Here is a 24,697-nt window from a genome sequence, read left to right on the forward strand (position 1 = left end):
GCGCCCTCTTTCAGCAACGTCCGACGGACATCACTTGGCCACGACGCGGACCATCTCCAGGCACTTGTTGGAGTAGCCCCACTCGTTGTCGTACCAGGCCACGACCTTGACGAAGGTCTTGTCCAGGGCGATGCCGGCGTCGGCGTCGAACACGCTGGTGCAGGTCTCGCCGCGGAAGTCGGTGGCCACGACCTTGTCGGTGGTGTAGCCCAGCACGCCCTTGAGTGCGCCTTCACTCTGGGCCTTCATTTCGGCGCAGATCTCGTCGTAGGTGGCTTCGCTGTTCAGTTCCACCGTCAGGTCAACCACCGACACGTCGGAGGTCGGCACGCGGAAGGACATGCCGGTCAGCTTCTTGTTGAGCTCGGGGATCACCACGCCCACGGCCTTGGCGGCGCCAGTGGAAGACGGGATGATGTTTTCCAGGATGCCGCGGCCACCGCGCCAGTCCTTGTTGGAAGGGCCGTCCACGGTCTTCTGCGTGGCGGTGGCAGCGTGCACGGTGGTCATCAGGCCGCGCTTGATGCCCCACTTGTCGTTCAGGACCTTGGCCACAGGTGCCAGGCAGTTGGTGGTGCAGCTAGCGTTGGAGATGATGGCCTGGCCGGCGTAGGTCTTGTCGTTGACGCCGTAGACGAACATCGGGGTGTCGTCCTTGGAGGGGGCCGACAGGATGACCTTCTTGGCACCGGCGTCCAGGTGCTTCTGGGCGGTGGTCTTGTCCAGGAACAGGCCGGTGGACTCGATGACGACGTCGGCGCCGACTTCGTTCCACTTCAGGTTGGCGGGGTCGCGCTCCTGTGTCAGGCGGATGGTCTTTCCGTTGACGACGATGTTGCTGCCCTCGACCTTGACGGTGCCCTTGAAGCGGCCATGCACGCTGTCGTACTGGAGCATGTAGGCCAGGTAGTCGGGTTCGAGCAGGTCGTTGATGGCAACGATCTCGATGTCCGGGAAGTTCTGGATCGCGCTGCGCAGCACGTTGCGACCGATGCGGCCGAAACCGTTGATACCGACTTTGATAGCCATGTCCTCAGCTCCTGTGGATGGATGAAAAAGAATGAAAGGGAAACCTTACTTGGCCAGCACGGTGCGGACGGTGTCCACCACATTGGCCGGCGTGAAACCGAAGTGCTCGAACAGGACCGGGGCGGGCGCCGATTCGCCGTACGTGTCGATACCGACCACGGCGGCGACACCGTACTTCCACCAGCCGTCGGTCGAGCCCATTTCCACCGCCACACGCGGCAGACCAGCCGGCAGCACGGCGGCCTTGTAGGCAGCGTCCTGGCGGTCGAAGGTGGTGGTGCTGGGCATGGAGACCACGCGCACCGCGATCTTGTGCTCCCTGGCGAGGGCTTCCTGGGCCTTGAGCGCCAGCTGCACCTCGGAGCCGGTGGCGATGATCACCGCCTGCGCCTTCTTCTTCAGGCCCAGATCGGACGGCTCGGACAGCACATAGGCGCCCTTGCTGATGTCGGACAGGTCGCTCTTGGGTGCGTAGGGCAGGTTCTGGCGCGACAGGCACAGGGCCGTCGGGCGGGTGGCGTTTTGCAAGGCCACGGCCCAGGCCACCGCGGTCTCGGCGGTGTCTGCCGGGCGCCAGACGTCCAGGTTGGGGATCAGGCGCAGACTGGCCACATGCTCGATCGACTGGTGGGTCGGGCCGTCTTCGCCCAGGCCGATGGAGTCGTGGGTGAACACGTGCACCACGCGCTGCTTCATCAGCGCGGCCATGCGGATGGCGTTGCGGCTGTAGTCGCTGAAAGTCAGGAAGGTGCCGCCGTAGGGGATGTAGCCGCCGTGCAGGGCGACGCCGTTCATGATGGCGGCCATGCCGAACTCGCGCACGCCGTAGTTGATGTGGCGGCCACCCACACCGGCCTCGTTCTTGACGACGTCACCGGCCAGGTCAAAGCGCAGGTTGGGGGTCGACTTGGTGTTGGTCAGGTTGGAGCCGGTCAGGTCGGCCGAGCCGCCCAGCAGCTCGGGCAGGGCGGCGGTGAAGTGCTCCAGCGCGATCTGGCTGGCCTTGCGGCTGGCCACGGTCTCGGCCTTGGTGTGGGCTTCGACGGCGGCGTTGACGGCCACCTGATGGAAGGCCTTGGGCAGCTCGCCCTTCATGCGGCGCAGGAACTCTTTGGCCAGCTCGGGGAAGGCGGCCTTGTAGGCCTTGAACTTGTCGTTCCAGGCCGCTTCCAGGGCCTTGCCGGCGGCCTTGGCGTCCCAGGCGGCGTAGACGTCCTTGGGAATCTTGAAAGGCTCGTGGCTCCAGCCCAGGGCTTCGCGGGTGAGGGCGATCTCGTCCTTGCCCAGCGGCTCGCCATGGGCCTTGGCGGTGTTGGCGCGGTTCGGGCTTCCCTTGCCAATGGCCGTCTTGCAGACGATCAGCGTGGGCTTGTCGGCGCTGTTCTTCGCATCGGCAATGGCACGGTCCACGGCGTCGGCGTCGTGGCCGTCGACGGCGCGAATCACGTTCCATCCGCAGGCCTCGAAGCGCTTGGGCGTGTCGTCGATGAACCACGGCGCGACCTGGCCGTCGATGGAGATGCCGTTGTCGTCGTACAGCGCGATCAGCTTGTTGAGCTTCCAGGCGCCGGCCAGGGCCACGGCCTCGTGGCTGATGCCTTCCATCAGGCAGCCGTCGCCCAGGAACACGTAGGTGCGGTGGTCGACGATGGCGTGACCGTCGCGGTTGAACTCGGCGGCCAGCAGCTTCTCGGCCAGCGCCATGCCCACCGCGTTGGTGATGCCCTGGCCCAGGGGGCCGGTGGTGGTCTCGACACCCGGGGTGTGACCGACCTCGGGGTGACCGGCGGTCTTGCTGCCGAGCTGGCGGAAGGCCTTGAGTTCCTCGATCGGCAGTTTGTAGCCGCTCAGGTGCAGCAACGCGTAGATCAGCATCGACGCGTGGCCATTGGAGAGCACGAAGCGGTCACGGTCGGCCCAGGACGGGTTGGCCGGGTTGTGGCGCAGGTGACGACCCCACAGGGCCACCGCCATGTCGGCCATGCCCATGGGCGCGCCGGGGTGCCCGGAGTTGGCGGCCTGCACCGCATCCATGGCCAGGGCTCGGATGGCATTGGCCATGACCTGGGGCGTGACGGCGACGGGGGCCGGAACAGAAACGGGGGTGGTGGCGTCGGACATGGGCGGGCGATTTGGAGACGAGGGGTGGGGCGCCTGGGCGCCAAAACCCCTGATTTTATCGGGCGGGGCCGAACCAGGGCTGAGGAGGGCCAGCTGGGGAATAATCCGGGGCAGAAGGAGAGGGGGTTTGGCATGAACAACACAAGCGGCTTGGCAGGCGATCTGGTGGCCATGGTTCTGGCGGCCGGACGGGGCATGCGCATGCGTCCCCTGACGGATCACACACCCAAGCCCCTGTTGTCCGTGCAGGGCAAGCCGCTCATGCAGTGGCCGATGGATGCCCTGCACGCGGCGGGCCTGCGCCGCTTCGTGATCAACACGGCCTGGCTGGGTGACCAGATTCCATCGACGATGGCGCCTTGGGCGGCCCATCATCCGGACACGGACCTGGTGTACTCACACGAAGGACAGGACTTCGGCTATGCCCTGGAGACAGCGGGTGGCATCGTGCGCGCCCTGCCCCTGCTGGGGGACATCTTCTGGGTGACCGCTGGCGACGTGTTCGTGCCCGGGTTCGATTTCACCGAAGAGGCGGTGCGGCGTTTTGCGGCGGGCACGCGGCTGGCCCACCTGTGGCTGGTGCCCAACCCCGAGCACAACCCGCGAGGCGATTTCGGTCTGTCTGGCGAGGGCCTGGCCCTCAACACCGATGAGGCACCCCGCTGGACCTTCAGCACCATCGGCCTGTATCGGCGGGCCTTGTTCGAGGCACCCTGGTGCGACATCCTGCCTGGCAATCCGCAAGGCACGGCGGCGCCGCTGGCGCCGGTGCTGCGCCGCGCCATGGACGCAGGCCTGGTGAGCGCCGAGATCTACCACGGCGCATGGACCGATGTGGGCACGCCAGAGCGGCTGGCGCAACTCAACGCGATTTGACCGTGGCGGCGGTCAGTTGGACGCCGACTTGCCTTCCAGCCATGCCAGCAGAGCCAGCAGACGCTGCTGAGGGTCGGTGTCGAACGCCTTGAGCCCAATCGCCCCCAGGGCTGCGGCTCCCTGCTCGGTCTGGATCAGCTCCGTCAGCGCGCGCCGCAAGGCCTGCACCTGCTCAGCGCTGACCCGCCGCCCGGCGATCAGCGGCAGGAAGGGCTGCGGCCGGCTTTCGACCAGGACGCGCAGGCCCTCGGCATCCAGGCGCCTGGCCACGCCCGAGTACGAGGCCACGCCCCCGACCACGGCCAGGTGATTGGCCAGCGCAAACGGAATCGCGGCCTGTTCACGCACATAGTGGACCCTGCCCAGGCGCATCCCCCTGTCGCGCAGCTCGGCCAGGCAGAACTTGGTCATGTAGGCCGATTCCTCGGGCAGGATCAGGCTCTTGCCCGCGAGCTCGTCCAGGGATTTGAAGGGTGCATCCTTGCGGACCACGATCAGGCAGTGCCCGTCGGGCCGGGTGGTGGTGACCGCCGAATAGCCGTAGTCGCGCACGCCCCGGGCCGGGTAGTCACTGGGCCTGGCGATCACCAGATCGAAGCTGGCGTTGCGCATGCCGGCTTCCAGCGCGGCGAAATCGCGCACGTAGCGCACCCTGACCGTGTCCTTGAGCATCTTTTCCATCACATCGACCAGGGGCTTGTACTTGGTGGCCATCTGGGCGTCCGTGATGGAGGCGCCACCGCCGGACGTGCCCTCGCTGACCGCAAACACCAGCTCGGCGCTGGCCACCACCGGCCACAAACCCGCCAGACCAAGGAAGCCCGCCACCGCCCTGCGCCGCAGAGTGGCGCCCCACCATTTCCCAACAGACATGTTCATTCCTGCAAAGTTTGCTCTAAATATTGAGCATGCCAATATTTGAATGAGTTTCATCCATCGGGCTTACCAGCGGTAGGGTCTGCGCGACCAGTGCGCTTGCGATAAGCTATTTCCATGTCCCAAACACTTCATCAGCAGCGGCGCGCCCGCGTGGCCGCCCAGCTCGGCGCCGGTGGCATCGCCATCGTTCCCACCGCCCCAGAGCGCACGCGCAACCGCGACAGCGAGTACCTGTTCCGCTTTGACAGCTACTTCTACTACCTGACCGGCTTTACCGAACCGCGGGCCTGGCTGGTGATCACCGCCGAGGGGCACACCACCCTGTTCTGCCAGCCCAAGGATCTGGAGCGGGAGATCTGGGACGGCATCCGCCTGGGTCCCCAGGCCGCTCCGGCGGCGCTGGGGGTCGATGAGGCTTTTTCGGTGGACGAGCTGGAGGCCCGGCTGCCCCGCCTGCTGGAAAACCGAAGCACGGTCTGGTACCCGTTTGCGATCCATGCCGGGCTGGAGGGCCGCATCGACGGGTGGCTGCAGAAGGTGCGGGCGCGGGTGCGCTATGGCGCGCTGTGCCCGGACGCTCAGCGTGACCTGTGCGGCATCCTGGACGAGATGCGCCTGGTCAAGGACGCACACGAGATCGACGTGATGAAGCGGGCGGCGCAGATCAGTGCCCAGGCCCACATCCGCGCGATGCAGCGCTGCGCGCGCATGATCCGCGCAGGGGAAGACGTGCGCGAGTACCACCTGGACGCCGAGCTGCTGCACGAGTTCCGCCAGCACGGCTCGCAATACCCGGCCTATGGCTCCATCGTGGCCGCCGGTGCCAATGCCTGCGTGCTGCACTACCGCGCCGACAACGCCCCTGTGCGCGACGGCGAGCTGGTGCTGATCGACGCCGGCTGCGAGCTGGATGGCTACGCGAGCGACATCACCAGGACGTTCCCTGCCAACGGAAAATTCACCGGTCCCCAACGGGATCTGTACGACCTGGTGCTGGCGAGCCAGGCGGCTGCCGTCGAGGCCACGCGACCGGGCAACCGGTTCATCGATCCGCACGATGCCACCGTGCGCGTGCTGGCGCAGGGCATGCTGGACCTGGGCCTGCTCAACCGCAACGACGTAGGCCACCTGGATGACGTGATCGAAAAGCGCCACTACTTCCGGCACTACATGCACCGCACTGGTCACTGGCTGGGGCTGGATGTGCACGACTGCGGCAGCTACGTCGAACCCAGCGAGGTGGGCCAGCTCAGCGAACGCAAGGACCCGCTGTCGGGTGAGCTGATCAAGGACCGGCCCAGCCGCATCCTGCGCCCCGGCATGGTGCTGACCATCGAGCCTGGCCTGTACGTGAGCCCGGCCGCCGACGTGCCCAAGGACTTCTGGAACATCGGCATCCGCATCGAGGACGACGCTGTGGTCACCCCTGCCGGCTGCGAGCTGATCACGCGCGGCGTACCGGTGGACGCGGCCGAGATCGAAGCCCTGATGCGCGACTGAGGCGACCCTGCGTGCGGGTGCTCAGTGTCAATATCGGTGGCGCCCGCCCGCTGCGCGCCGGTGGCAGAACGGTGCTGTCCGCCATCGGCAAGCGGGCGGTCGATGGAACTGTCGGGGTGGGCGCACTGGGCCTGGCGGGCGATGAACAGGCCGACCTGAGCGTTCATGGGGGCCTGCACAAGACCGTCTACGCCTACCCTGCCGGGCACTACCCCATGTGGCACGAGGCGCGGCGCGCGGCCGGGGTCAGCCTGTTTGACGAGGCCTTGCCCTGGGGCTTCCTGGGCGAGAACCTGAGCATCGAAGGCTTGATCGAGTCCGGGGTCTGGGTGGGCGACCGCCTTCAGTTTCCGCACTGCACCCTGCGGGTAACGGCACCCCGGGAGCCGTGCTTCAAGTTCACCGAGGTCATGGGTTTTGGCGCTGCGGCGCGCCTGATGGTGCAGCACGCGGCCTGCGGTTTCTATCTGGCGGTCGAGGTGCCGGGCACCCTGTCGGCCGGTGAGCACTTCACCGTGCAGCCCGGGCCGCGGGGATTGACGATCAGCGACGCTTTTCTGGCACGCAAGGTCAAGCACCTGCGCTGACGAGGGCGGCGAGCGCGCCCGGGTTTGCGGTACAAACGCCGCATGAGTACCACCGCCACCGCCCACCCGATCCTGTGCCTGACCATGAACCCGTCGGTCGACCTGGCCACCGACACGGAGCAGGTCGTGCCGACCCACAAGCTGCGCTGCGGGCCGACCCTGCACGACGCCGGTGGGGGCGGGGTCAACGTGGCCCGCGTGCTCACACGGCTGGGCGGGCGCTGCCTGAGCCTGTGCCCCCAGGGCGGACCGACCGGACACTGGCTGGAGCAGCGCATGCGCGCCGAGGGCCTGGACGTGCGTTTTCTGGCCATCGGTGAGGAGACCCGCGTGAGCTTTACCGTCCACGAAACCCGCAGCGGGAGCGAGTTCCGCTTCGTGATGCCGGGGCCCACCCTGACCGAGCCCGAGTGGCTGGCCGCTTTGTCAATGGTCGACACGCTGGATCCGTTCCCGGCCTGGGTGGTGGCCAGCGGCAGCCTGCCACCGGGTGTGCCGGTGGACTTCTACGCGCAACTGGCCCGGCGGGTGCGGGCCAGGGGCGGCCGCCTGGTGCTGGACACCTCCGGTGCCCCGCTGCAGGCCGCCCTGGAGGCCGGGGTCTACATGGTCAAGCCGAATTTGCGCGAACTGTCCGACCTGTGTGGACGCCCGCTGGAGGACGCAACCGCCTGGCACGCTGCGGCCAGGGTTCTGGTGCAACAGGGGAAGGCCGAAGTGGTGGCACTGACCCTTGGCCATCTGGGTGCCACGCTGATGACGGCGGACGAAGCGTGGACCACCCCGGCCTTGCCGGTCACGGTGTCCAGTGCGGTGGGGGCCGGCGACAGCTTCGTGGGCGGCATGCTGTGGGCGCTGCAGCAAGGCAAGGCCCTCAAGGAAGCCTTCACCTGGGGCGTGGCCAGTGGCACGGCGGCCCTCGTGTCTGTGGGCACGGGCTTGTGCCAGCCGGCGGACGTGCACCGTTTGCAACCGCTGGTGCAACCCTGCGCGGTGCCATTTGAATGAATCTGCCCCGTGGATCCATGGTTCACAAACGCTGCACCTGAAAGCACAATCGACCACAACACACACTGAAAGGAGTCGACCCATGAAAGGCGACCAGCAAGCCATTGCCCATCTGCAGGCCCAGCTCAAGAACGAACTGACGGCCATCAACCAGTACTTCGTCCATTACCGCATGCTCAAGCACTGGGGCCTGGACAAGCTGGCCAAGAAGGAATACGAGGAATCCATCGGCGAAATGAAGCACGCCGATTGGCTGATGGACCGGATCTTCATGCTGGACGGCCTGCCCAACCTACAGGACCTGGGCAAGCTCAACATCGCCGAGAACGTGCCCGAGATGCTGCAGAGCGACCTGGCCCTGGAGCGCGGCGCGCAGGCCACCATCAAGGACGGCATCGCTTACTGCGAGTCCGTGCGCGACTATGTCTCGCGCGACCTGCTGCTCAAGATCCTCGACGACACCGAGGAGCACATCGACTTCCTGGAAACCCAGCTGGAACTGATCGAGAAGGTCGGCGTGCAGAACTACCTGCAAAGCCAGATGGGCGACGCCTCCTGAGTGGGGACGCCCGGCTCGTGGCCGGGCATTCCCCTCTGATCGGCAGGGGCTTGTGACTTTGAATGCGAGCAATTATCATTCTCTCGCATCTTCAATTTCTGATCCTCCCAGCCATGATCGTTTGCGTATGTCACCGGGTCAACGACCAGACCATCGTCCGCGCCGCCCGCAACGGCATGGCCTTTGACGACATCCAGCTGGAGTATGGCGTCGCCACCCAGTGCGGCAAGTGCGAGTGCAGTGCCCGGGCGCTGTGGTCCGAGTGCCATGCCAGCCAGTCGCTCGCCCACATCCGCCAGGTCCTGCCCGAGACTGCCCGCGAAGGCATGCTGGTGGCGGCAGCCTGATTCCCGGCCCCGTTCGGCACCAGAACCCGCCCATCGGCGGGTTTTTTTGCGCCCGAATGACCCCGGATCCTTGTCATCCCTGCCAGCCTTGTCATGATGGTGTTGACTGGCGGTTGTGGAATTCCGCAATGTCTTGCCACCACCCAACCTTTAGAATGCGCAATCAGTTTCCACATTGCAAGATTTCTTCCGGAGACACGCCATGAGCACCGATCCCCAAGCCGACAAGCGCGCCGAGTTGCGCCGTGCAGCGCTCGAATACCACGAGAAACCGGTGCCTGGCAAAGTGGCCATCGCCGCCACCAAGCAGCTGACCAACCAGCGCGACCTGGCGCTGGCCTATTCGCCGGGCGTGGCCGCGCCCTGCGAGGAGATCGTGGCCGATCCGGTCAACGCCTTCAAGTACACCAGCCGCGGCAACCTGGTGGCGGTCATCACCAACGGCACCGCCGTGCTGGGCCTGGGCGACATCGGCCCGCTGGCCGCGAAGCCGGTGATGGAAGGCAAGGGCGTGCTGTTCAAGAAGTTCGCCGGCATCGACGTCTTCGACATCGAGATCAACGAGAAGGACCCGGACCGGCTGGTCGAGATCATCGCCGCGCTGGAGCCGACATTCGGCGGCGTGAACCTCGAAGACATCAAGGCGCCCGACTGCTTCTATGTCGAGCGCAAGCTGCGCGAGCGCATGAAGATTCCGGTCTTCCACGACGACCAGCACGGCACGGCCATCGTGGTCGGCGCGGCCCTGCTCAACGGCCTGAAGGTGGTGGGCAAGGACATCACGCAGGTCAAGCTGGTGACCTCCGGTGCCGGGGCCGCCGCGCTGGCCTGCATCCAGCTGCTGGTCAAGCTGGGGCTGCCGCGCGAGAACATCTGGGTCACCGACCTGGCCGGGCTGGTCTACGAAGGCCGCACCGAACTGATGGACCCGGACAAGGCCGTGTTCGCGCAGAAGACCGAGCAGCGCACGCTGGCTGAAGCGATCGCCGGTGCCGACGTGTTCCTGGGCCTGTCGGCCGGCGGCGTGCTCAAGCCCGACATGGTGGCCAGGATGGCGGCCCACCCGCTGATCTTCGCGCTGGCCAACCCCACGCCCGAAATCCTGCCCGAGCAGGTCAAGGCCGTGCGCGACGACGCCATCATGGCCACCGGCCGCACCGACTACCCGAACCAGGTCAACAACGTCCTGTGCTTCCCGTACATCTTCCGCGGCGCGCTGGACGCCGGCGCCTCCACCATCACCGACGAGATGGAGATCGCCGCGGTGCATGCCATCGCCGAGCTGGCCCAGGCCGAGCAGAACGAGGTGGTGGCGGCAGCCTATGCCGGTGAAAAGCTGGCCTTCGGTCCCGAGTACCTGATCCCCAAGCCCTTCGACCCGCGGCTGATGATGAAGATCGCACCGGCCGTGGCACAGGCCGCCGCCGACAGCGGTGTGGCCCTGCGCCCGGTGGCCGATCTGGACGCCTACCGCGAGCGCCTGCAGAGCTTCGTGTTCGCCTCGGGCACGATGATGAAGCCGGTCTACGCCGCCGCCAAGCGCGCGGCGGCCAAGCGCATCGCCTACGCCGAAGGCGAGGAAGAGCGGGTGCTGCGCGCCGCCCAGATCGTGGTGGACGAGAACCTGGCCCGCCCCACCCTCATCGGGCGGCCATCCATCATCGCTCAGCGCATCGAGAAGTTCGGCCTGCGTCTGAAGGAAGGGCAGGACTACGACGTGGTCAACGTCGAGCAGGATGCCCGCTACCGCGAACTCTGGCAGACCTACCATCAGCTGATGGAGCGCCGCGGCGTGACCGAGCAGCTGGCCAAGATCGAGATGCGCCGCCGCCTGACGCTCATCAGCACCATGCTGCTGCGCCGGGGCGACGTGGAAGGCGTGATCTGCGGCACCTGGGGCACCTACCCCATGCACCTGAACTACATCGACCAGGTCATCGGCAAGCGCGAGGGCGCCCACTGCTACGCCGCCATGAACGCGCTCATGCTGCCCGGTCGCCAGGTTTTCCTGGTCGACACCCACGTCAACTACGAACCCACCGCCGAGCAACTGGCCGAGATCACCGTGATGGCCGCGCGCAAGATGCTGCGCTTTGGCATCACGCCCAAGGCCGCCCTGCTGTCACACAGCAATTTCGGCTCGTCGGACCAGCCCAGTGCCGTCAAGATGCGGCAGACCCTGGCCCTGCTGCGCGAGCAGGCCCCGTGGCTGGAGGTGGACGGCGAGATGCACGGCGACGTGGCCCTGGACGCCGACGCCCGCCGGGCGCTGATGCCGAACACCACCCTGGAAGGCGATGCCAACCTGCTGGTCTGCCCCAACATCGACGCCGCCAACATCGCCTACAACCTGCTCAAGACCGCCGCCGGCGGCAACATCGCCATCGGGCCGATGCTGCTGGGCGTGGCCAAACCGGTGCATGTGCTCACGGCCAGTGCCACCGTCCGGCGGATTGTCAACATGACCGCCCTGACCGTGGCCGAAGCCAATGCGCAGAGATAAGGCTTTCTGAAAAAGCAAGCACTAACTTGTCGATCGTTTTTACCCTTGCTTACCTGCCTGTTTATTCAGCAAAGGCTTGCCTTTTTGTAACGCTTCAGGCACACTACAGGCCTTGATTTACAGGGTTAACCCGCCCCCGACACCCGGTCGCCGGCCATGTGGCCGGCGGGTCATGGAGGCGGGTTGATCACATCAGGAGCAGGGTTTTTCATGGATCTGCATCAGATCCGGGCAGGTTGGATCAAGCGCGGAAAGACCTGGCTGACAGGTTTGACCATCGTGCTGGCGACAGGGTTGGGCACCAACATGGTGCATGCACGGTCACCACAAAGCTTGTCCGAACCGGTTGCGGCCGCTGACCAGATCCATCTGACACAACTGCCTCGACAGGGGCAGCAGGTCATGGAACAGATCCGCCAGGGTGGTCCCTTCCGGTACGAGAAGGACGGCACCGTGTTCGGCAACCGGGAGCGACTGCTGCCGCGCGCCAAACGGGGCTATTACCGGGAATATACCGTCCCGACCCCGGATCTGCGTCACCGTGGTGCCCGGCGCATCGTGTGTGGCGGCGAACAACCCCGAAACCCTGACGCCTGTTATTACACCGAGGACCACTACAGCAGCTTCAGACGGATCCTGCAGTGAGCCCCGGCCAAGAGCCCCGGATCTTCAACCTTGCATGTGGAAAGAAACGCGGAGATGGACACGCCACTTCGTAACGTACGCACCAACATCGTCCAGTCCATTCGCGCCTATGGCGTGAAGGATCTGCAGGCTGCCGCCGAGCAGCTGGGTCACCACTTCCTGTACGCCAACCTGGCCAAGGCCCAGAGCAAGCAGGACGTGCTGGAACTGATCGCTGCCCAGTACACGCTGCCGCCGCATTTCGGCAAGAACTTCGATGCGCTCTACGACTGCATGACCGATCTGGTCCACAAGTCCGGGCCGCAAACGGGCTTCATCGTCGTGCTGGAGCACATCCCGGCCCACGCCAAGTTCGACAAGGAAGCCCGCGAACAGCTGCTGGACATCTTCCGCGACGCCGCAGACTACTGGTCCGACCGCAAGATCCCGTTCCGCTGCTTCTATTCCTTTTCGGTGGCCCGCGCGCCCAAGGGTGAAGAGCCCGCCGAGGCCGAAGGCGAAGAGCCCATGCCCACCGACAAGATTCTGGACGTGAGCCCGATGGCGCTGCGCATGAGCAGCCCGTTCAATGCGGGCTACTGGATGGCCGCCGCCTGAGCTGGTCCAAAGCCTCCTCGAAATGAAAAGCCGCTGCACCTGCAGCGGCTTTTTTCATGGCGGCATGCAGGCTATGGCTGAACGGCTTGCGCCAAGCTCACGTACTCGGCCACCGGCACCTCCTCGGCCCGACGCTGCAGGTCGAACTCACCGGAAAAACCCCGAGCCTCCAGCCATTTGCCCAAGGTGTTGCGCAGGATCTTGCGGCGCTGGCTGAACGACGTCTGCACCAGATCGCTGTAGGTCCTGAAGTCAATGGCGGGCGGCTGCGCCAGCGGCACCATGCGCACCACCGCGCTGTCGACCCGGGGCGGCGGATCGAAGCATTCGGGTGGCACGAACAGCACGTTCTCCATCGCGTAACGCCATTGCAGCATGACCGACAGCCGACCGTAATCGGCCGTGGCCGGCTGGGCCACCATGCGGTCGATCACCTCTTTCTGCAGCATGAAGTGCTGGTCCTGCACCACGTCCACATGGTCCAGCAGATGAAAAAGAATCGGGCTGGAGATGTTGTAGGGCAGATTGCCCACCACACGGATTCTGGCCCCCACGCTCCGCCGCTGCGCGGGTCGCTGCCCCCCAAGGGGGCTGACATCGCCTTGGGACGGCCCGGCGGCGATGTCTCGCACTTGGACGCCTGCGCAAAGGCGTTCGGCCAGCGCGGTGAAGTCCACCTTCAGCACGTCGGACTCGACCACCTCCAGTTGCGGATGGGTGCGCAGGCGGACCGCAAGGTCCCGGTCGAGTTCCACCACCGTCAGATGACCCAGGCGCTCGACCAGCGGCTGCGTCAGCGCGGCCAGACCGGGGCCGATCTCCACCATCGGCTCACCGGGCTGCGGTGCAATGGCCTGGACGATGGCGTCGATGATGGCGCTGTCACTGAGAAAGTGCTGGCCAAAGCGCTTGCGGGGCAGGTGCTTCATCACACCCGCGACTCTGTCTCGGTCATGGCTGGGGGGCATCCCGGTACTCGACAAAGGCCCGACCCCGGATGTCTTCACCCCAGAGCTCCAGCGCCTCCTCGGCCTTGCGCTCACGCAGCATGGCCCGGATCTGCTCGCGCTGCTCGCGCTGGCTGATCTCGACGTCGCGGCGCTGGTCGACCCGGATCAGGTGGACACCGAATCGCGACACCAGCGGTGGCGAAACGTCGCCCGGACGCAGGCGGTTCATCACCTGCTCGAACTCGGGCACAAACTGCCCAGGCGCCGACCATCCCAGATCACCGCCGGCACTCGCCGAGCCATCCTGGCTGTGCTGGCGGGCCAGTTCCTCGAAGCTGGCGCGCCCGGCCTGGATGTCCGACCGGTACTGCTCCAGACGGGCCACCGCCTGGGCTTCGGTCAGCTGCGGGCCAGTGCGCAGAAGGATGTGCCGCGCCCGGGTCTGAACCACCGAGGCCGGTGGCAATCCCGCCTGCCCCTTGTCGTTGACCCGCAGCACGTGAAAACCGGCCGGGCTGCGCAAGGGACCGGCAATGCCACCCGTGGGCAGGGCGCGCGTGGCCTGCACAAACAGGTCGGGCAGACGGTCGGCCGGGCGGGCACCGAAGCGGCCGCCGTTGGTGCGCTCGGGCGCGTCGGAAAACTCTCGTGCGAGGCCGGCAAAGTCGGCGCCGGCGCGTGCGCGGTCGGCCACTTGCTGGGCCTTGGCCTGCAGCGCCTGCACCTGGGCAGGGGAGGCATTCTCGGGCACCAGGACCAGCACATGGGACAGGTCGAGCATCAGGTTGGCGGCCGCGCCACCCGTCTGCTCGCTGACGTAGGCATCGATATCGCTCTCGGTGATCTTCACCCGGGACTCCACCTCGCGGTCCCGCACCCGCTGCAACAGGATCTGGTTGCGCAGGTCGTTGCGCAAGCGGTTGCGGTCAATGCCTTCGGCGGCCAGCCGCTGGCGCAGTGCCTCGACACTGAGCTGGTTCTGGGCGGCCACACTGCGCTCGGCATCCAGCAGTGAAGCCTCATCGACCCGGATACCGGTATCCACGGCGTGCTGGATCTGGGCGCGCTCGTTGACCAGTTGCTCCAGCACCTGGGGCAACAACTGGTCACGCGGCGGCAGTGGCCGGCCTTGCTGGGCAAACTGCTGCTCGATCCGCCGCAGACGCTGGCGCACTTCGTGGTTGGTGATGGGCTCGGAGTTGACCAGCGCGACGATGAAGTCGGCCGTGCGTGCACCCGCGGCGGCCCCGGCTGGCGCCATCGGCATCGACAGCTGGTTCGCACGCTGCAGGGGTTGCGCCAAGGCAGTCAGACCCAGGCATCCGGCCAGAACAGGCAAGGCCCACCGGACAAGGGCACGGACAGGCAAGGAATGGTCAGTCATAGTTTTCGAAGCGGCTGGGCACGATCTCGCCATCGCGCAAGGCCTTGTAGCGGGGAATGCTGTCACCCAGGTTCTGCAGGGAGCCTGTACCCAGGCTCGCCAGACCGTTGAACTCCAGCTGGAACATGATCTTCTGGTTGCGCGTCGTGCTGCTGGTCTGCTGCCGCTGGAGCACGACCCGGCCCAGCCAGCATCCGGCGTCGTATTCAAAGCCGGCGATCACCTCGATCGGCTTGCGCTCTTCAATGCTGTAGTTGATCTTGCCGACGGTATACCACTGACCGGGTCCATAGGCCTTGCCCCGCAAAGGATCGGGCAACTTGCCGAACAGGTCCGACAACGGCCACTGCCAGCCCAGGTCCAGCTGCTCGCTGCGGTCGCGCTGGAAACGGTAGGCCGCACTGATCACCTTGTGGTCACCCGGTGTATAGCGGCCCCCGATGGTCTTGCGTGTCGACTCCCGGGTTTCCTGGTTGAACTGGAAGGTGGAATCCAGCGACCAGTGGCGGTTGAATTGCAGGCGAGCCGCCAGCAACAGGTCATCCATGCCCTTGGGGATGATGCTGCGCCCGGGCAAGGTCACACGAATGTCGTCGAAGAGGTAGCGCTGTGCGATACCCAGCCGAAGGATCTCGGCCCCTGTCCCGACGTCGAGCAATCGCGAACTGAGACCGACCGTCATGGCCTTCAGGTCGCTGATCCGGTCGTTGCCGCCATAGATCCCATCCCAGAACATGGACATGAAGTTGTAGTCCACAAAGCCCGAGTCGTAGTTGGGCAACTCGTTCTGATCTCGGAAAGGTGTGTAAGCCAGGAAAACCCTCGGTTCCAGGGTTTGCACAAAACTGCGCCCGAACATGTCGGCGTTTCGTTCAAAGATCAGACCACTGTCCACGCTCAAGGTGGGAACCACCCTGGACTTGGTCAGCGGAGAACCGATCGTGTCGTCAAACTTGTACTGGGCGGCGTGCAGCCTGGCTCGTGGCTGCACATACCATCCGGGTGCCTGCCAACGGCGCGTCAATATGGCACTGGCCATGAAACGATCGCCGCCATCCTTCACTCGCGTGTTATCGGTGTCAAGGAACGACCGCCGGAAGCGCGAGTTGTTGGCAAAGAACTGGTACTCCCACTCGGGCAAGCCCAACAGATCGAGGTCAAACCGGTTGTAAGCGGCACTGACCTGAGGCAGCTGATTGAAAGGGGGGATGATTCTGGAGGTCTCATCCTGCAACGTCTGATAGACGTTGGCGCCAGCGCTGACCATCCAGTTGCCGTAGTACCACGCCAGGTTGCCACCACTGGGGAGCAGGCGCCCCCACTTGGTATCAGCGACACGCTCGAAATCCCGCCAATAGTTGTTGTCACTCACCCGATTGAGGTTCATGCCAAGCACCAGGGCACCCACAGGCGACGGCAAGCGCTGGAAGTGCTGCTGCGAATAGAACCAGCGGTTTTCATCGCGCAAACGGTCCGAAGGCAACAGGGCGGCTCGGGCCTGACCGGTGAAGGTCGGCATCAGGTACCGGAAATCGGCTTCCACATCGACACCACGCTTGCCCATCAGGGTGGGCGTGAGCGTCAGGTCGTAGTTGGGCGCGAGGTTGAAGTAGTAGGGTGCCTTGACCTCGAAGCCATTGAGCGAATCCACCCCGACGGCGGGCGAGAGAAAGCCGCTTTTGCGCGCATCGGAAATGGGAAAACTCAGGATGGGCGCGGCCAGGATCGGGACATCCTTGAACTCGAGCACACCGGAATAGGCGTAGCCGACATCTTCCACCTGGTCCAGGTCGATGCGCTTGCCGCGCACCAGCCAGTCGGGTTTCCAGGCACCACCGCCCGGCGGACGCGGACAGGTGGAGTAGGTGCCCTCATGGACCTGCATGTGGTCCTTGTCGAGGAAATCGACGCGGCTGGCGTTACCCGTGCCCTCGTTCTTGAGCAGGCGGTACTCGGGCTGCTCGAAGAAACCCTTGTCGGTGTTGACATTCATCTCCAGGCGCGGACCGGAGAAGCGGTCACCGTTGCGCTGGATGCGCACCTGGCCGATGGCCTTGGTGTCACCGGTGGACTGGTCGTGCTCGATGCGATCGGCGCGAATGACCTGGTCATGGCGCCGCAACTCGGCATCGCCTTCGATGACCGTGTTGCCATCGTTCTTGCCCTCGATCTGCTCGCCGTAGACAAAGGTCGGCACCTGCCGGCGCAACTCGGGTGACAGGTTTTCCTGCAACATGCCGCCCGACCTGAGCGTGAGGCCGCTGTCCACATCGCCCGACTGCTGGGCACGCACCATGGAGGGGGAGGTCACCGCCGCCAGGGCCATCGCTGCCACCAGCACCTGCAGGGCGCGGGCGATCGGCGTGGGTTCCAGGTGGAATTGCAGCGGGGCGGAGCGCCTGCGCAGGGTCGGGGTCGGTTCTTGGGTCACGATGGTCGGGGCGGTGAGGTCAGGAACGTCCGGCACGCAAGGGATCGGCAGGCTCGCCCGGGGTGCGTCAGTAAAATCCGGCCCATTATCCTATGACGCAGGGCACCCGAGGAGGTCGCCATCGCGTCCCACCCATCCTTGCGATTCATGACCCAGCCTGACCCGTCCGTCCCTTGGCCCGATGCCGACCGTGAACAGGCCTTCGGCCGCTGGCTCGCAGCCATCGCCAGCGCTCACAGCCTGAAGCCTGACAGCGTCCGCCTGGCTTCGGCCGACGCGAGTTTCCGTCGCTACCTTCGCGTGGACACTCTGGGGGGCGAGAGCCGGATCATCATGGATGCGCCGCCCCAGAAGGAAGACTGTCGCCCCTTTGTGAAGGTGGCCTCGCTTATGAAGGACGCCGGTCTGCTGGTACCCGAGGTGCTGGCCTGGGACGAGGCGCAGGGCTTCATGCTGCTGACCGACCTGGGCCGGGACACGATGATGGCGCAGATCGATGCCGAGCGCCCCCAGGCCAATCTGGCGCGCTACCAGCAGGCCACCGATGCCCTGCTGGCCTGGCAGCTGGCCTCGGCCCCTGGCGTGCTGCCACCTTATGACGAGGCATTGCTGCGCCGTGAGTTGCAGCTGTTCCCGGACTGGTACCTGGCGCAACACAAGGGCGTGGCGGTGGAAGGTGCGATGGCACAGACCCTGCACAAGACCTTTGACACCATCGTGGCGCGCAACCTGGCCGCGCCGCAGGTGTACGTGCACCGCGACTTCATGCCGAGGAACCTGATGATTCCCCTCACGGCCGGGAACACGCCCGCACAGCAGCTGGGCGTGCTGGATTTCCAGGACGCGGTGCATGGCCCCATCACCTACGACATCGCCAGCCTGATGCGCGACGCCTTCCTGAGCTGGGAAGAGGACTTCGTCATCGACGTGACCATCCGCTACTGGGAAAAGGCCCGCAAGGCCGGACTGATGGATTTCGAGGACTGGCACAGCGACTTCGGCGCGTTCTACCGCGCGGTCGAGTGGATGGGCCTGCAGCGCCACCTGAAGGTGGCTGGCATCTTCGCGCGCCTGACGCTGCGCGACGGCAAGCCCAAGTACCTGGCCGACGCGCCGCGCTTCATCGCCTACATCCGGGCCACGGCGCACCGGTATCGGGAACTGGGCCCGCTGCTGCGCCTGATCGACGAGGTCGAGGGCCTGCAGGCGGCCAGCGGCTTTGCCTTCGGGCGGGTGTGACCGGAGCGCCGATGCCCCGTTTTCACTGCCCTGTTCCCCTGTCGCCCGGCGCCCAGCTGACGCTGCCGGCCGGCGCCGCCCGCCATGTGCAGGTGCTGCGCCTGCAACCCGGCGCGGTCATCACCCTGTTCAACGGCGAGGGCGGTGAATGGGCCGCGAGCATCCTGCGCATGGGCCGCTCCGACGTCGAGGTGCAGGTGCAATCGCATGACCCTATCGAGCGGGAACCGGTTCGCCCGGTGCACCTGGCCATGGGCATGCCCGCCAACGAGCGCATGGACTGGCTGGTGGAGAAGGCGGCCGAGCTGGGCGTGGCCTCGATCACGCCGCTGCAAACGGCGCACAGCGTGCTGCGGCTGTCCGGCGAACGGGCCCAGAAGAAAAGCGCGCACTGGCAATCGGTGGCGGCCGCGGCCTGTGAGCAATGCGGTGGCAACCGCGTGCCCGCCGTGCAGCCGGTGCAGGATCTGTCCGCCTGGCTGAGGACGCCGGCCCAGCCACCCGCGTTGCGTTGCGTGCTGTCGCTGGCCGAAGGCACGCAGCCGCTGCGCGAGGCGCTGCAGGGCGTGCCGGACGATGAGCCGGTGACCTTTCTGAGCGGCCCGGAAGGGGGTCTGTCGGCACAGGAAGACGCACTGGCACGCGCCGCGGGGTTCGTGCCGGTCAGCCTGGGCCCGCGCACCTTGCGCGCCGAAACCGCCGCCCTGGTGGCCCTGGCACAGGCCCTGGGCTGCTGACGCGACAGCGCAGGCGCGCCGGCCGCTGTATAAACAGCGGCTTATGAATCGAAATCTCTGGCTGCTGGCCGCCGCACAAGGCCTGTTCCTGACCAACAATGTGGTCTTCATCGCCATCAACGGGCTGGTAGGCCTGAGCCTGGCCCCGCTGGGCTGGATGGCCACGCTGCCGGTCATGGGCTATGTGGTGGGCGGCGCGCTGTCCACCCCGCTGGTGGCGCGCACGCAAAGCGCCTTCGGCCGCCAGGGCTCGTTCCAGATTGGTCTGCTGGTGGCGCTGCTGTCGGCCCTGCTGTGCTGGTGGGCGGCCATGGACAGGAACTTCTGGCTGCTGGTGGCAGCCACCGTGATCGCCGGCTACTACAGCGCCAACGGGCAACTCTACCGTTTTGCGGCGGCCGAGCTGGCTGCGCCGGACTACCGCGAGAAAGCGGTGTCGCTGGTACTGGCCGGCGGCCTGGTGGGCGCGGTGCTCGGCCCCAACCTGGCCAGCCGCACCCGCAACCTGCTGGAGGTGCCGTTTGCCGGCGCCTACCTGGCGCTGGCGGTGGTGGCGCTGCTGTCCATGGTGATCATGGCCTTCATGAAGTTTCCGCCCCTGCCTCCCAGGAAAGCCAATGCCGACACCGGCCGCCCGCTGTCGGTGATCATGAAGCAGCCGGTGTTCATCGTAGCCGCCGCGGGCGCCGCGCTGGGCTATGGGGTGATGAACCTGCTGATGGCGGCCACGCCCCTGGCCATGCAGGTCTGCGGCTTCGAGTTCGACGATGCCGCGCTGGTGCTGGAGTGGCACGTGATCGGCATGTTCGCGCCTGGCTTCTTCACCGGCCACCTGATCAAGCGTTTCGGAGTGCTGACCATCATGGGCGTGGGCGTGCTGCTGAACATCGCCTGCATCGCGATTGCGCTGTCGGGCGTGGACCTGCACCAGTTCCTGATCGCGCTGTTCCTGCTGGGCGTGGGCTGGAACTTCCTGTTCACCGGCAGCACCACGCTGTCGCTGCAGGCCTACCGACCTGAGGAGAAAGACAAGGCTCAGGCCGCCATCAACTTCTTTGTTTTTGCGGTGATGGCGCTGACGTCGTTCGCATCGGGCGCCCTGGTCACGACCCAGGGTTGGGCGCTGCTGAACATCGGTTCGCTGGTGCCCGTGGCCCTGACGGGACTGGCCCTGGTCTGGTTGGCCTGGGTGCGGCGCCAGGCGAAGGTCGCGACCTGACCCGGGCCCTCTCTCAGGCGGGCCAGCGGGCGTCCAGCCAGGCCTTCAGGGCGGTGTACGCCGGTGACGGATCGAGTTCGTTGAAGATCTCGTGGTACTGGCCCTTGAGACATTCGCTGCGCACGATGTCCCGCGGGGCCACCGCCGCGAAGGCGCGACTGCCCTCCGGGCGGACCAGGCGGTCGTCGCCGGCATACAGCAGCAGGGTCGGAACGGTCCATCCGGGTGAGGCCGCCACCACCCGCGGGCCGTTGACGTCGATGAATCGCGCCAGGCGCGCCGAGATGCGATCGTGCACGAGGCGGTCCTTCTCGTAGGCGGCGACCACGTCAGGATCGTGGGAGATGCGGCTGGCATCGAGCCCGTTGGACAGGGCCAGGTTCGGCGCCCAACGGTTCATCGTGCCGATCAAGGCCTTCTTCAAGCCCCCGATGCCGGCATCCAGGGCGGGCGACGACAGCACCAGCGCATCCACCGGGGCCATCTGGCGCTGCACGAACGTCGCACTGACCAGCCCGCCCATGCTGTGTCCCAGGAGAATCAGCGGACAGGCCCACGGTTCGGCGATGTGGCGCCGTGTGTCGTCAACCACTTCCTGCAGATCATCGAGCAGCGCGTCCTCGTAAGGAAGGACGCCCCGATGGCCACCAGACTCGCCATGACCGCGCTGGTCGTAGGCGCGGACACAGAAACCCCAATCGTTCAGGCGCTGGGCCAGCGCGTCGTAGCGCCAGGCGTGCTCGCCCAGACCGTGCACGATCAGCACCACGCCACGGGGCCGCTGCCTCAAGGGCAGGGGCCAGTCGTACAGCGCGATGTTCAGGCCGTCGCGAAGGGTAAAGGGTGCCTGGGTGGTGTCGCTCATGCCAGCAGGGTCAGGTTCAGGGCATGCGGGCCATCACCTGGGCCACGGCGGCTGTCAGGCGGCGCGCATAGTCCAGGTGCAGGAACTCGTTGGGGCCATGGGCATTGCTCTTGGGGCCGAGCACGCCGCAGACCATCATCTGGGCCTTGGGGAAGCCCTGGCTGAGCATGTTCATGAGCGGAATGGTGCCGCCCTGGCCGATGGTGCCGCAGGCCGCCCCGAAGTGCGCCTGCGAAGCGTCCTGCAGGGCCTGTTCGAACCAGGGCGTGGTCGACGGCGCATTCCAGCCGCTGGCCGCCCCCTCAGGCGCGAAGGTCACCTTGGCCTGGTAGGGCGCGTTGTCTTCCAGCAAGGCCTTGAGTTGCTGCACCGCCTGCGGTGCATCGACCAGGGGTGGCAGGCGCAGGCTGAGCTTGAAGGCGGTGTAGGGGCGCAGCACGTTGCCGGCGTCCTTGAGGGCGGGAAAGCCCTCGGCGCCGGTCACGGACAGGGTGGGGCGCCAGGTGCGGTTGAGCAGGGCCTCGACCGGGTCGGTGGTGGTCGGCAGCGCAAACACCGTCGAGCCGCCGCAGTCGTGGTGGGCCCAGGGGAAGCGCTTGTAGACCTCCTCACCCAGGATGGCGGCGGTCGCCCGCGCCTGGGCCACGCGCTCGGCCGGCACTTCGCAGTGGAAGCTGGCCGGCAGCAGACGACCCGTCGCGCTGTCCTCCAGGCGGTCGAGCACCTGGCGCATGATCCGGAAGCTCGACGGCACCAGGCCGGACGCGTCACCGGAGTGGATGCCCTCGGTGAGGATCTCGACCTTGAGCACGCCACTGGCCATGCCACGCAGGCTGGTGGTCAGCCACAGCTGGTCGTAGTTGCCAGCGCCGCTGTCCAGGCAGATCACCAGGCCGACATCGCCCAGGCGGCCGCGCAGGGCGTCCACGTAGGGCAGCAGATCGGCCGAGCCGCTTTCTTCGCAGGTTTCGATCAGGCCGACGATGCGGGGATGCGCCACGCCCTGGGCCTTGAGGGCCTGGATGGCGGCGATGCTGGCGTAGACCGCGTAGCCATCATCGGCACCGCCACGGCCATAGAGCTTGCCGTCATCGATCTTGGGCGTCCAGGGGCCCAGGTCGCTGCGCCAGCCGGTGAACTCGGGCTGCTTGTCCAGGTGGCCGTACATCAGCACGGTCTGACCGGACGCCGGAGCCGGCGTGCCGTCCTGGCCTTCGCTGGCCGGCACCTCGAAGAAAAGGACCGGTGTGCGCGGACGACCCTGGGCATCGTTCAGGCGAATGACTTCCAACGTCAGGCCGGGCACCTGCTGGGCGGCCACCCAGTCGGCCGCGCTCTGCAGCACCCGCTCCAGCAGGCCGTGGGCGGCCCAGTCGGCGTCGAAGGCGGGCGACTTGGCCGGCACCTCGATGTAGCGGACCAATTCAGGAACGATGCGCTCGGACCAGGCGCGATCGACCATCGCCTGGGTGGCGGCGGCATCCAGCGCAAGGGCGCGGTCGGGCAATCGGGCGTTCATGGGCAGCCTCTCCGTGTGATGTGACACAAGACAAGGCTGTCAGTATAGGCAGATGACGCACGGCTGTGTGCCGTGCGGGTGCCCCCCAGCGGGGAGGCTCAGCGATCCAGGCGGAAGGTGGCCACCACACCCGCCAGACGGCTGGCCTGGTCACGCAGGCTCTCGGCGGCCGCCGCGCTTTCCTCGACCAGCGCGGCGTTCTGCTGCGTCATCTGGTCGAGCTGCGTCACGGCCACGCCCACCTGACCGATGCCCTGGCTCTGCTCGCTGGTGGCCGCACTGATCTCGCCGATGATGTCGGTCACGCGCTGCACGCTGGACACAATCTCGCCCATGGTGTTGCCGGCGTCGGCCACCAGTCGGGTACCGGTCTCGACCTTTTCCACGCTGTTGCCGATCAGGGTCTTGATCTCCTTGGCCGCCTCGGCGCTGCGCTGCGCCAGGCTGCGCACCTCGCCGGCCACCACGGCAAAGCCGCGACCCTGCTCCCCGGCACGGGCCGCCTCCACCGCCGCGTTCAGCGCCAGGATGTTGGTCTGGAAGGCAATGCCGTCGATCACGCCGATGATGTCGTTGATCTTCTGGCTGCTCTGGTTGATCTCGCTCATGGTGCTGACGACCTGCTCGACCATCGAACCGCCCTGGCGGGCGACACTGGCCGCTTCCTGCGCCAGCTGGGATGCGGTGCGGGCGGCGTCGGCGCTCTGGCGCACCGTGCCGGTGAGCTGCTCCATGGACGCCGCCGTCTCCTGCAGGCTGGACGCGGTCTGCTCGGTGCGCATGGACAGGTCCTGGTTGCCGGTGGCAATCTCGGTGCTGGCGGTGCTGATGCTGTCGGTGGCGGTGCGCACCTGGCTGACGGTCTGTCGCAGGGATCCGATCATGTCCCCCAGGGCAGCCAACAAGCTGCCGGGCACGACCTTGGGCAAGGACACCGCCAGGTTGCCGCCGGCCACCTCGCGCATCGCGGCCACCGCCTCGGCGGGCTCGCCGCCAATCTGACGCATGACGCTGCGGAAGGTCAGCCAGCCGATGCCGCCAATGGCCAGCAGCGCCAGCACGCCGATCACCAGGCTGGCCGCCGTGGCCTTGAGCACCAGCTGCGCGTAGTCGTCGGTGTACAGCCCGGAGCCGACCATCCAGTTCCAGCCGTCGACGCGGATCACGTACTGGAGCTTGGGCACTGGCGTGGTGCTGCCGGGGCGCGGGAAGTTGGTCAGCGCAAATGCACGGCCATTGGGACTCTTGGCCAGTTCGCCCAGCAGGAAACCGATCACATCGGTGCCCTGGCCGTCCTTGATCTTGCCGACCATGTTCTGGCCTTCCCACTCGGGCTTGACCGGGTGCATCACCCCCACGCCCTCGGTCGACCAGATGTAGAAGTATTCCTTGCCACCGTCACCGAAGCGTGACATGCGGATGGCGGCCTTGGCGGCGAACTGCGCGGCTTCGGTGCTCATGCGGCCAGCGTCAGCCTCGGCCTTGAAACCTTGTGCGATGGTGTAGGCCGAATCGACGGCGGCAACGAGCTGCCCCTCACGACCCGCGATGGTCTGCTGGCGCACCATCCACACCGACATGGCACTGATGACGACGATGGCCAGAACGGCCGCGATCAGCTGAAGGCCGATCTTGCTGCGGAAGCTCATCGAGTCGAGCATGGTTGTGGTCCCTGAAAATTGAACAATGGATATCGGGTAGA

Annotated in this window: 20 protein-coding genes and 1 pseudogene; 12 read left to right on the forward strand and 9 right to left on the reverse strand. The window is 66.3% G+C overall.

Annotation, left to right across the window (positions count from 1 at the left end):
• Positions 1-30: 30 nt before the first annotated feature.
• Positions 31-1,029 carry a type I glyceraldehyde-3-phosphate dehydrogenase gene (gap, locus tag ACFQNJ_RS12300; RefSeq protein ID WP_374640819.1) on the reverse strand — a complete coding sequence of 333 codons (999 nt, stop codon included), beginning with the start codon at positions 1,027-1,029 and terminating at the stop codon, positions 31-33.
• Positions 1,030-1,074: 45 nt separating this feature from the next.
• The gene (tkt, locus tag ACFQNJ_RS12305; protein WP_382257740.1) at positions 1,075-3,150 is read right to left on the reverse strand and encodes a transketolase; all 2,076 of its coding nucleotides are present in this window, start codon (positions 3,148-3,150) and stop codon (positions 1,075-1,077) included.
• Between the two features lie 132 nt (positions 3,151-3,282).
• Here tkt and ACFQNJ_RS12310 point away from each other — a divergent pair, with 132 nt between their 5' ends.
• Complete coding sequence (locus tag ACFQNJ_RS12310; protein WP_382257743.1) at positions 3,283-4,026, forward strand: nucleotidyltransferase family protein; 744 nt, start codon at positions 3,283-3,285, stop codon at positions 4,024-4,026.
• A 12-nt stretch (positions 4,027-4,038) separates the two neighbouring features.
• Here the strand turns inward: ACFQNJ_RS12310 and ACFQNJ_RS12315 are convergent, their stop codons facing one another.
• Positions 4,039-4,899, reverse strand: a complete 861-nt coding sequence (locus ACFQNJ_RS12315) for a phosphate/phosphite/phosphonate ABC transporter substrate-binding protein (RefSeq protein ID WP_382257746.1) — start codon at positions 4,897-4,899, stop codon at positions 4,039-4,041.
• A gap of 120 nt (positions 4,900-5,019) precedes the next feature.
• Here ACFQNJ_RS12315 and ACFQNJ_RS12320 point away from each other — a divergent pair, with 120 nt between their 5' ends.
• The 8 genes and pseudogenes from ACFQNJ_RS12320 to ACFQNJ_RS12355 form a co-directional block, all read left to right on the forward strand.
• Complete coding sequence (locus ACFQNJ_RS12320; RefSeq protein ID WP_382257749.1) at positions 5,020-6,405, forward strand: aminopeptidase P N-terminal domain-containing protein; 1,386 nt, start codon at positions 5,020-5,022, stop codon at positions 6,403-6,405.
• Between the two features lie 11 nt (positions 6,406-6,416).
• Positions 6,417-6,992, forward strand: a complete 576-nt coding sequence (locus ACFQNJ_RS12325) for an MOSC domain-containing protein (protein WP_382257752.1) — start codon at positions 6,417-6,419, stop codon at positions 6,990-6,992.
• 42 nt (positions 6,993-7,034) lie between these two features.
• On the forward strand, positions 7,035-8,000 hold the full coding sequence (locus tag ACFQNJ_RS12330; RefSeq protein WP_382257755.1) for a 1-phosphofructokinase family hexose kinase: 966 nt from the start codon (positions 7,035-7,037) through the stop codon (positions 7,998-8,000).
• Between the two features lie 82 nt (positions 8,001-8,082).
• Positions 8,083-8,559: a bacterioferritin gene (gene bfr / locus ACFQNJ_RS12335; protein ID WP_382257757.1), complete on the forward strand. Its 477-nt coding sequence runs from the start codon at positions 8,083-8,085 to the stop codon at positions 8,557-8,559.
• A 113-nt stretch (positions 8,560-8,672) separates the two neighbouring features.
• Positions 8,673-8,906, forward strand: coding sequence for a (2Fe-2S)-binding protein (locus ACFQNJ_RS12340; RefSeq protein WP_382257760.1), 234 nt, complete (start codon positions 8,673-8,675; stop codon positions 8,904-8,906).
• A 202-nt stretch (positions 8,907-9,108) separates the two neighbouring features.
• The gene (locus tag ACFQNJ_RS12345) at positions 9,109-11,409 is read left to right on the forward strand and encodes an NADP-dependent malic enzyme (RefSeq protein ID WP_382257763.1); all 2,301 of its coding nucleotides are present in this window, start codon (positions 9,109-9,111) and stop codon (positions 11,407-11,409) included.
• Positions 11,410-11,619: 210 nt separating this feature from the next.
• Positions 11,620-12,054, forward strand: coding sequence for a guanyl-specific ribonuclease (locus ACFQNJ_RS12350; RefSeq protein ID WP_382257765.1), 435 nt, complete (start codon positions 11,620-11,622; stop codon positions 12,052-12,054).
• 54 nt (positions 12,055-12,108) lie between these two features.
• Positions 12,109-12,504: pseudogene (locus ACFQNJ_RS12355) on the forward strand (barstar family protein); the annotation flags it as partial.
• Positions 12,505-12,722: 218 nt separating this feature from the next.
• Here the strand turns inward: ACFQNJ_RS12355 and ACFQNJ_RS12360 are convergent.
• The 3 genes from ACFQNJ_RS12360 to ACFQNJ_RS12370 are packed head-to-tail and all read right to left on the reverse strand — an operon-like array spanning position 12,723 to position 17,452.
• Complete coding sequence (locus ACFQNJ_RS12360; protein ID WP_382257768.1) at positions 12,723-13,580, reverse strand: ribosomal RNA small subunit methyltransferase A; 858 nt, start codon at positions 13,578-13,580, stop codon at positions 12,723-12,725.
• Positions 13,581-13,602: 22 nt separating this feature from the next.
• Positions 13,603-14,985: a peptidylprolyl isomerase gene (locus ACFQNJ_RS12365; RefSeq protein ID WP_382257771.1), complete on the reverse strand. Its 1,383-nt coding sequence runs from the start codon at positions 14,983-14,985 to the stop codon at positions 13,603-13,605.
• Entirely contained in the window at positions 14,978-17,452 is a 2,475-nt protein-coding gene (locus ACFQNJ_RS12370) for an LPS-assembly protein LptD (protein ID WP_382257774.1), read from the reverse strand. The genes ACFQNJ_RS12365 and ACFQNJ_RS12370 overlap by 8 nt, the downstream gene beginning before the upstream one ends.
• A gap of 111 nt (positions 17,453-17,563) precedes the next feature.
• Between ACFQNJ_RS12370 and ACFQNJ_RS12375 the strand changes: the two genes are divergently transcribed.
• Genes ACFQNJ_RS12375 through ACFQNJ_RS12385 form a run of 3 tightly spaced genes read left to right on the forward strand, consistent with a single transcriptional unit; the run spans position 17,564 to position 20,611 of the window.
• Complete coding sequence (locus tag ACFQNJ_RS12375) at positions 17,564-18,655, forward strand: aminoglycoside phosphotransferase family protein (RefSeq protein ID WP_382257777.1); 1,092 nt, start codon at positions 17,564-17,566, stop codon at positions 18,653-18,655.
• A gap of 11 nt (positions 18,656-18,666) precedes the next feature.
• On the forward strand, positions 18,667-19,392 hold the full coding sequence (locus ACFQNJ_RS12380; RefSeq protein WP_382257778.1) for a 16S rRNA (uracil(1498)-N(3))-methyltransferase: 726 nt from the start codon (positions 18,667-18,669) through the stop codon (positions 19,390-19,392).
• A 43-nt stretch (positions 19,393-19,435) separates the two neighbouring features.
• The gene (locus ACFQNJ_RS12385) at positions 19,436-20,611 is read left to right on the forward strand and encodes an MFS transporter (protein WP_382257781.1); all 1,176 of its coding nucleotides are present in this window, start codon (positions 19,436-19,438) and stop codon (positions 20,609-20,611) included.
• Positions 20,612-20,624: 13 nt separating this feature from the next.
• Here the strand turns inward: ACFQNJ_RS12385 and ACFQNJ_RS12390 are convergent, their stop codons facing one another.
• The 3 genes from ACFQNJ_RS12390 to ACFQNJ_RS12400 form a co-directional block, all read right to left on the reverse strand.
• Positions 20,625-21,476, reverse strand: coding sequence for an alpha/beta hydrolase (locus ACFQNJ_RS12390; protein WP_382257784.1), 852 nt, complete (start codon positions 21,474-21,476; stop codon positions 20,625-20,627).
• Between the two features lie 16 nt (positions 21,477-21,492).
• Entirely contained in the window at positions 21,493-22,995 is a 1,503-nt protein-coding gene (locus tag ACFQNJ_RS12395; protein WP_382257787.1) for a M20 family metallopeptidase, read from the reverse strand.
• 98 nt (positions 22,996-23,093) lie between these two features.
• Positions 23,094-24,656: a methyl-accepting chemotaxis protein gene (locus tag ACFQNJ_RS12400; RefSeq protein WP_382257790.1), complete on the reverse strand. Its 1,563-nt coding sequence runs from the start codon at positions 24,654-24,656 to the stop codon at positions 23,094-23,096.
• Between the last annotated feature and the right edge of the window lie 41 nt (positions 24,657-24,697).

It is taken from the genome of Hydrogenophaga bisanensis, from assembly GCF_042665135.1.
GTDB classification, from domain to species: Bacteria; Pseudomonadota; Gammaproteobacteria; order Burkholderiales; family Burkholderiaceae_C; genus Hydrogenophaga; species Hydrogenophaga bisanensis.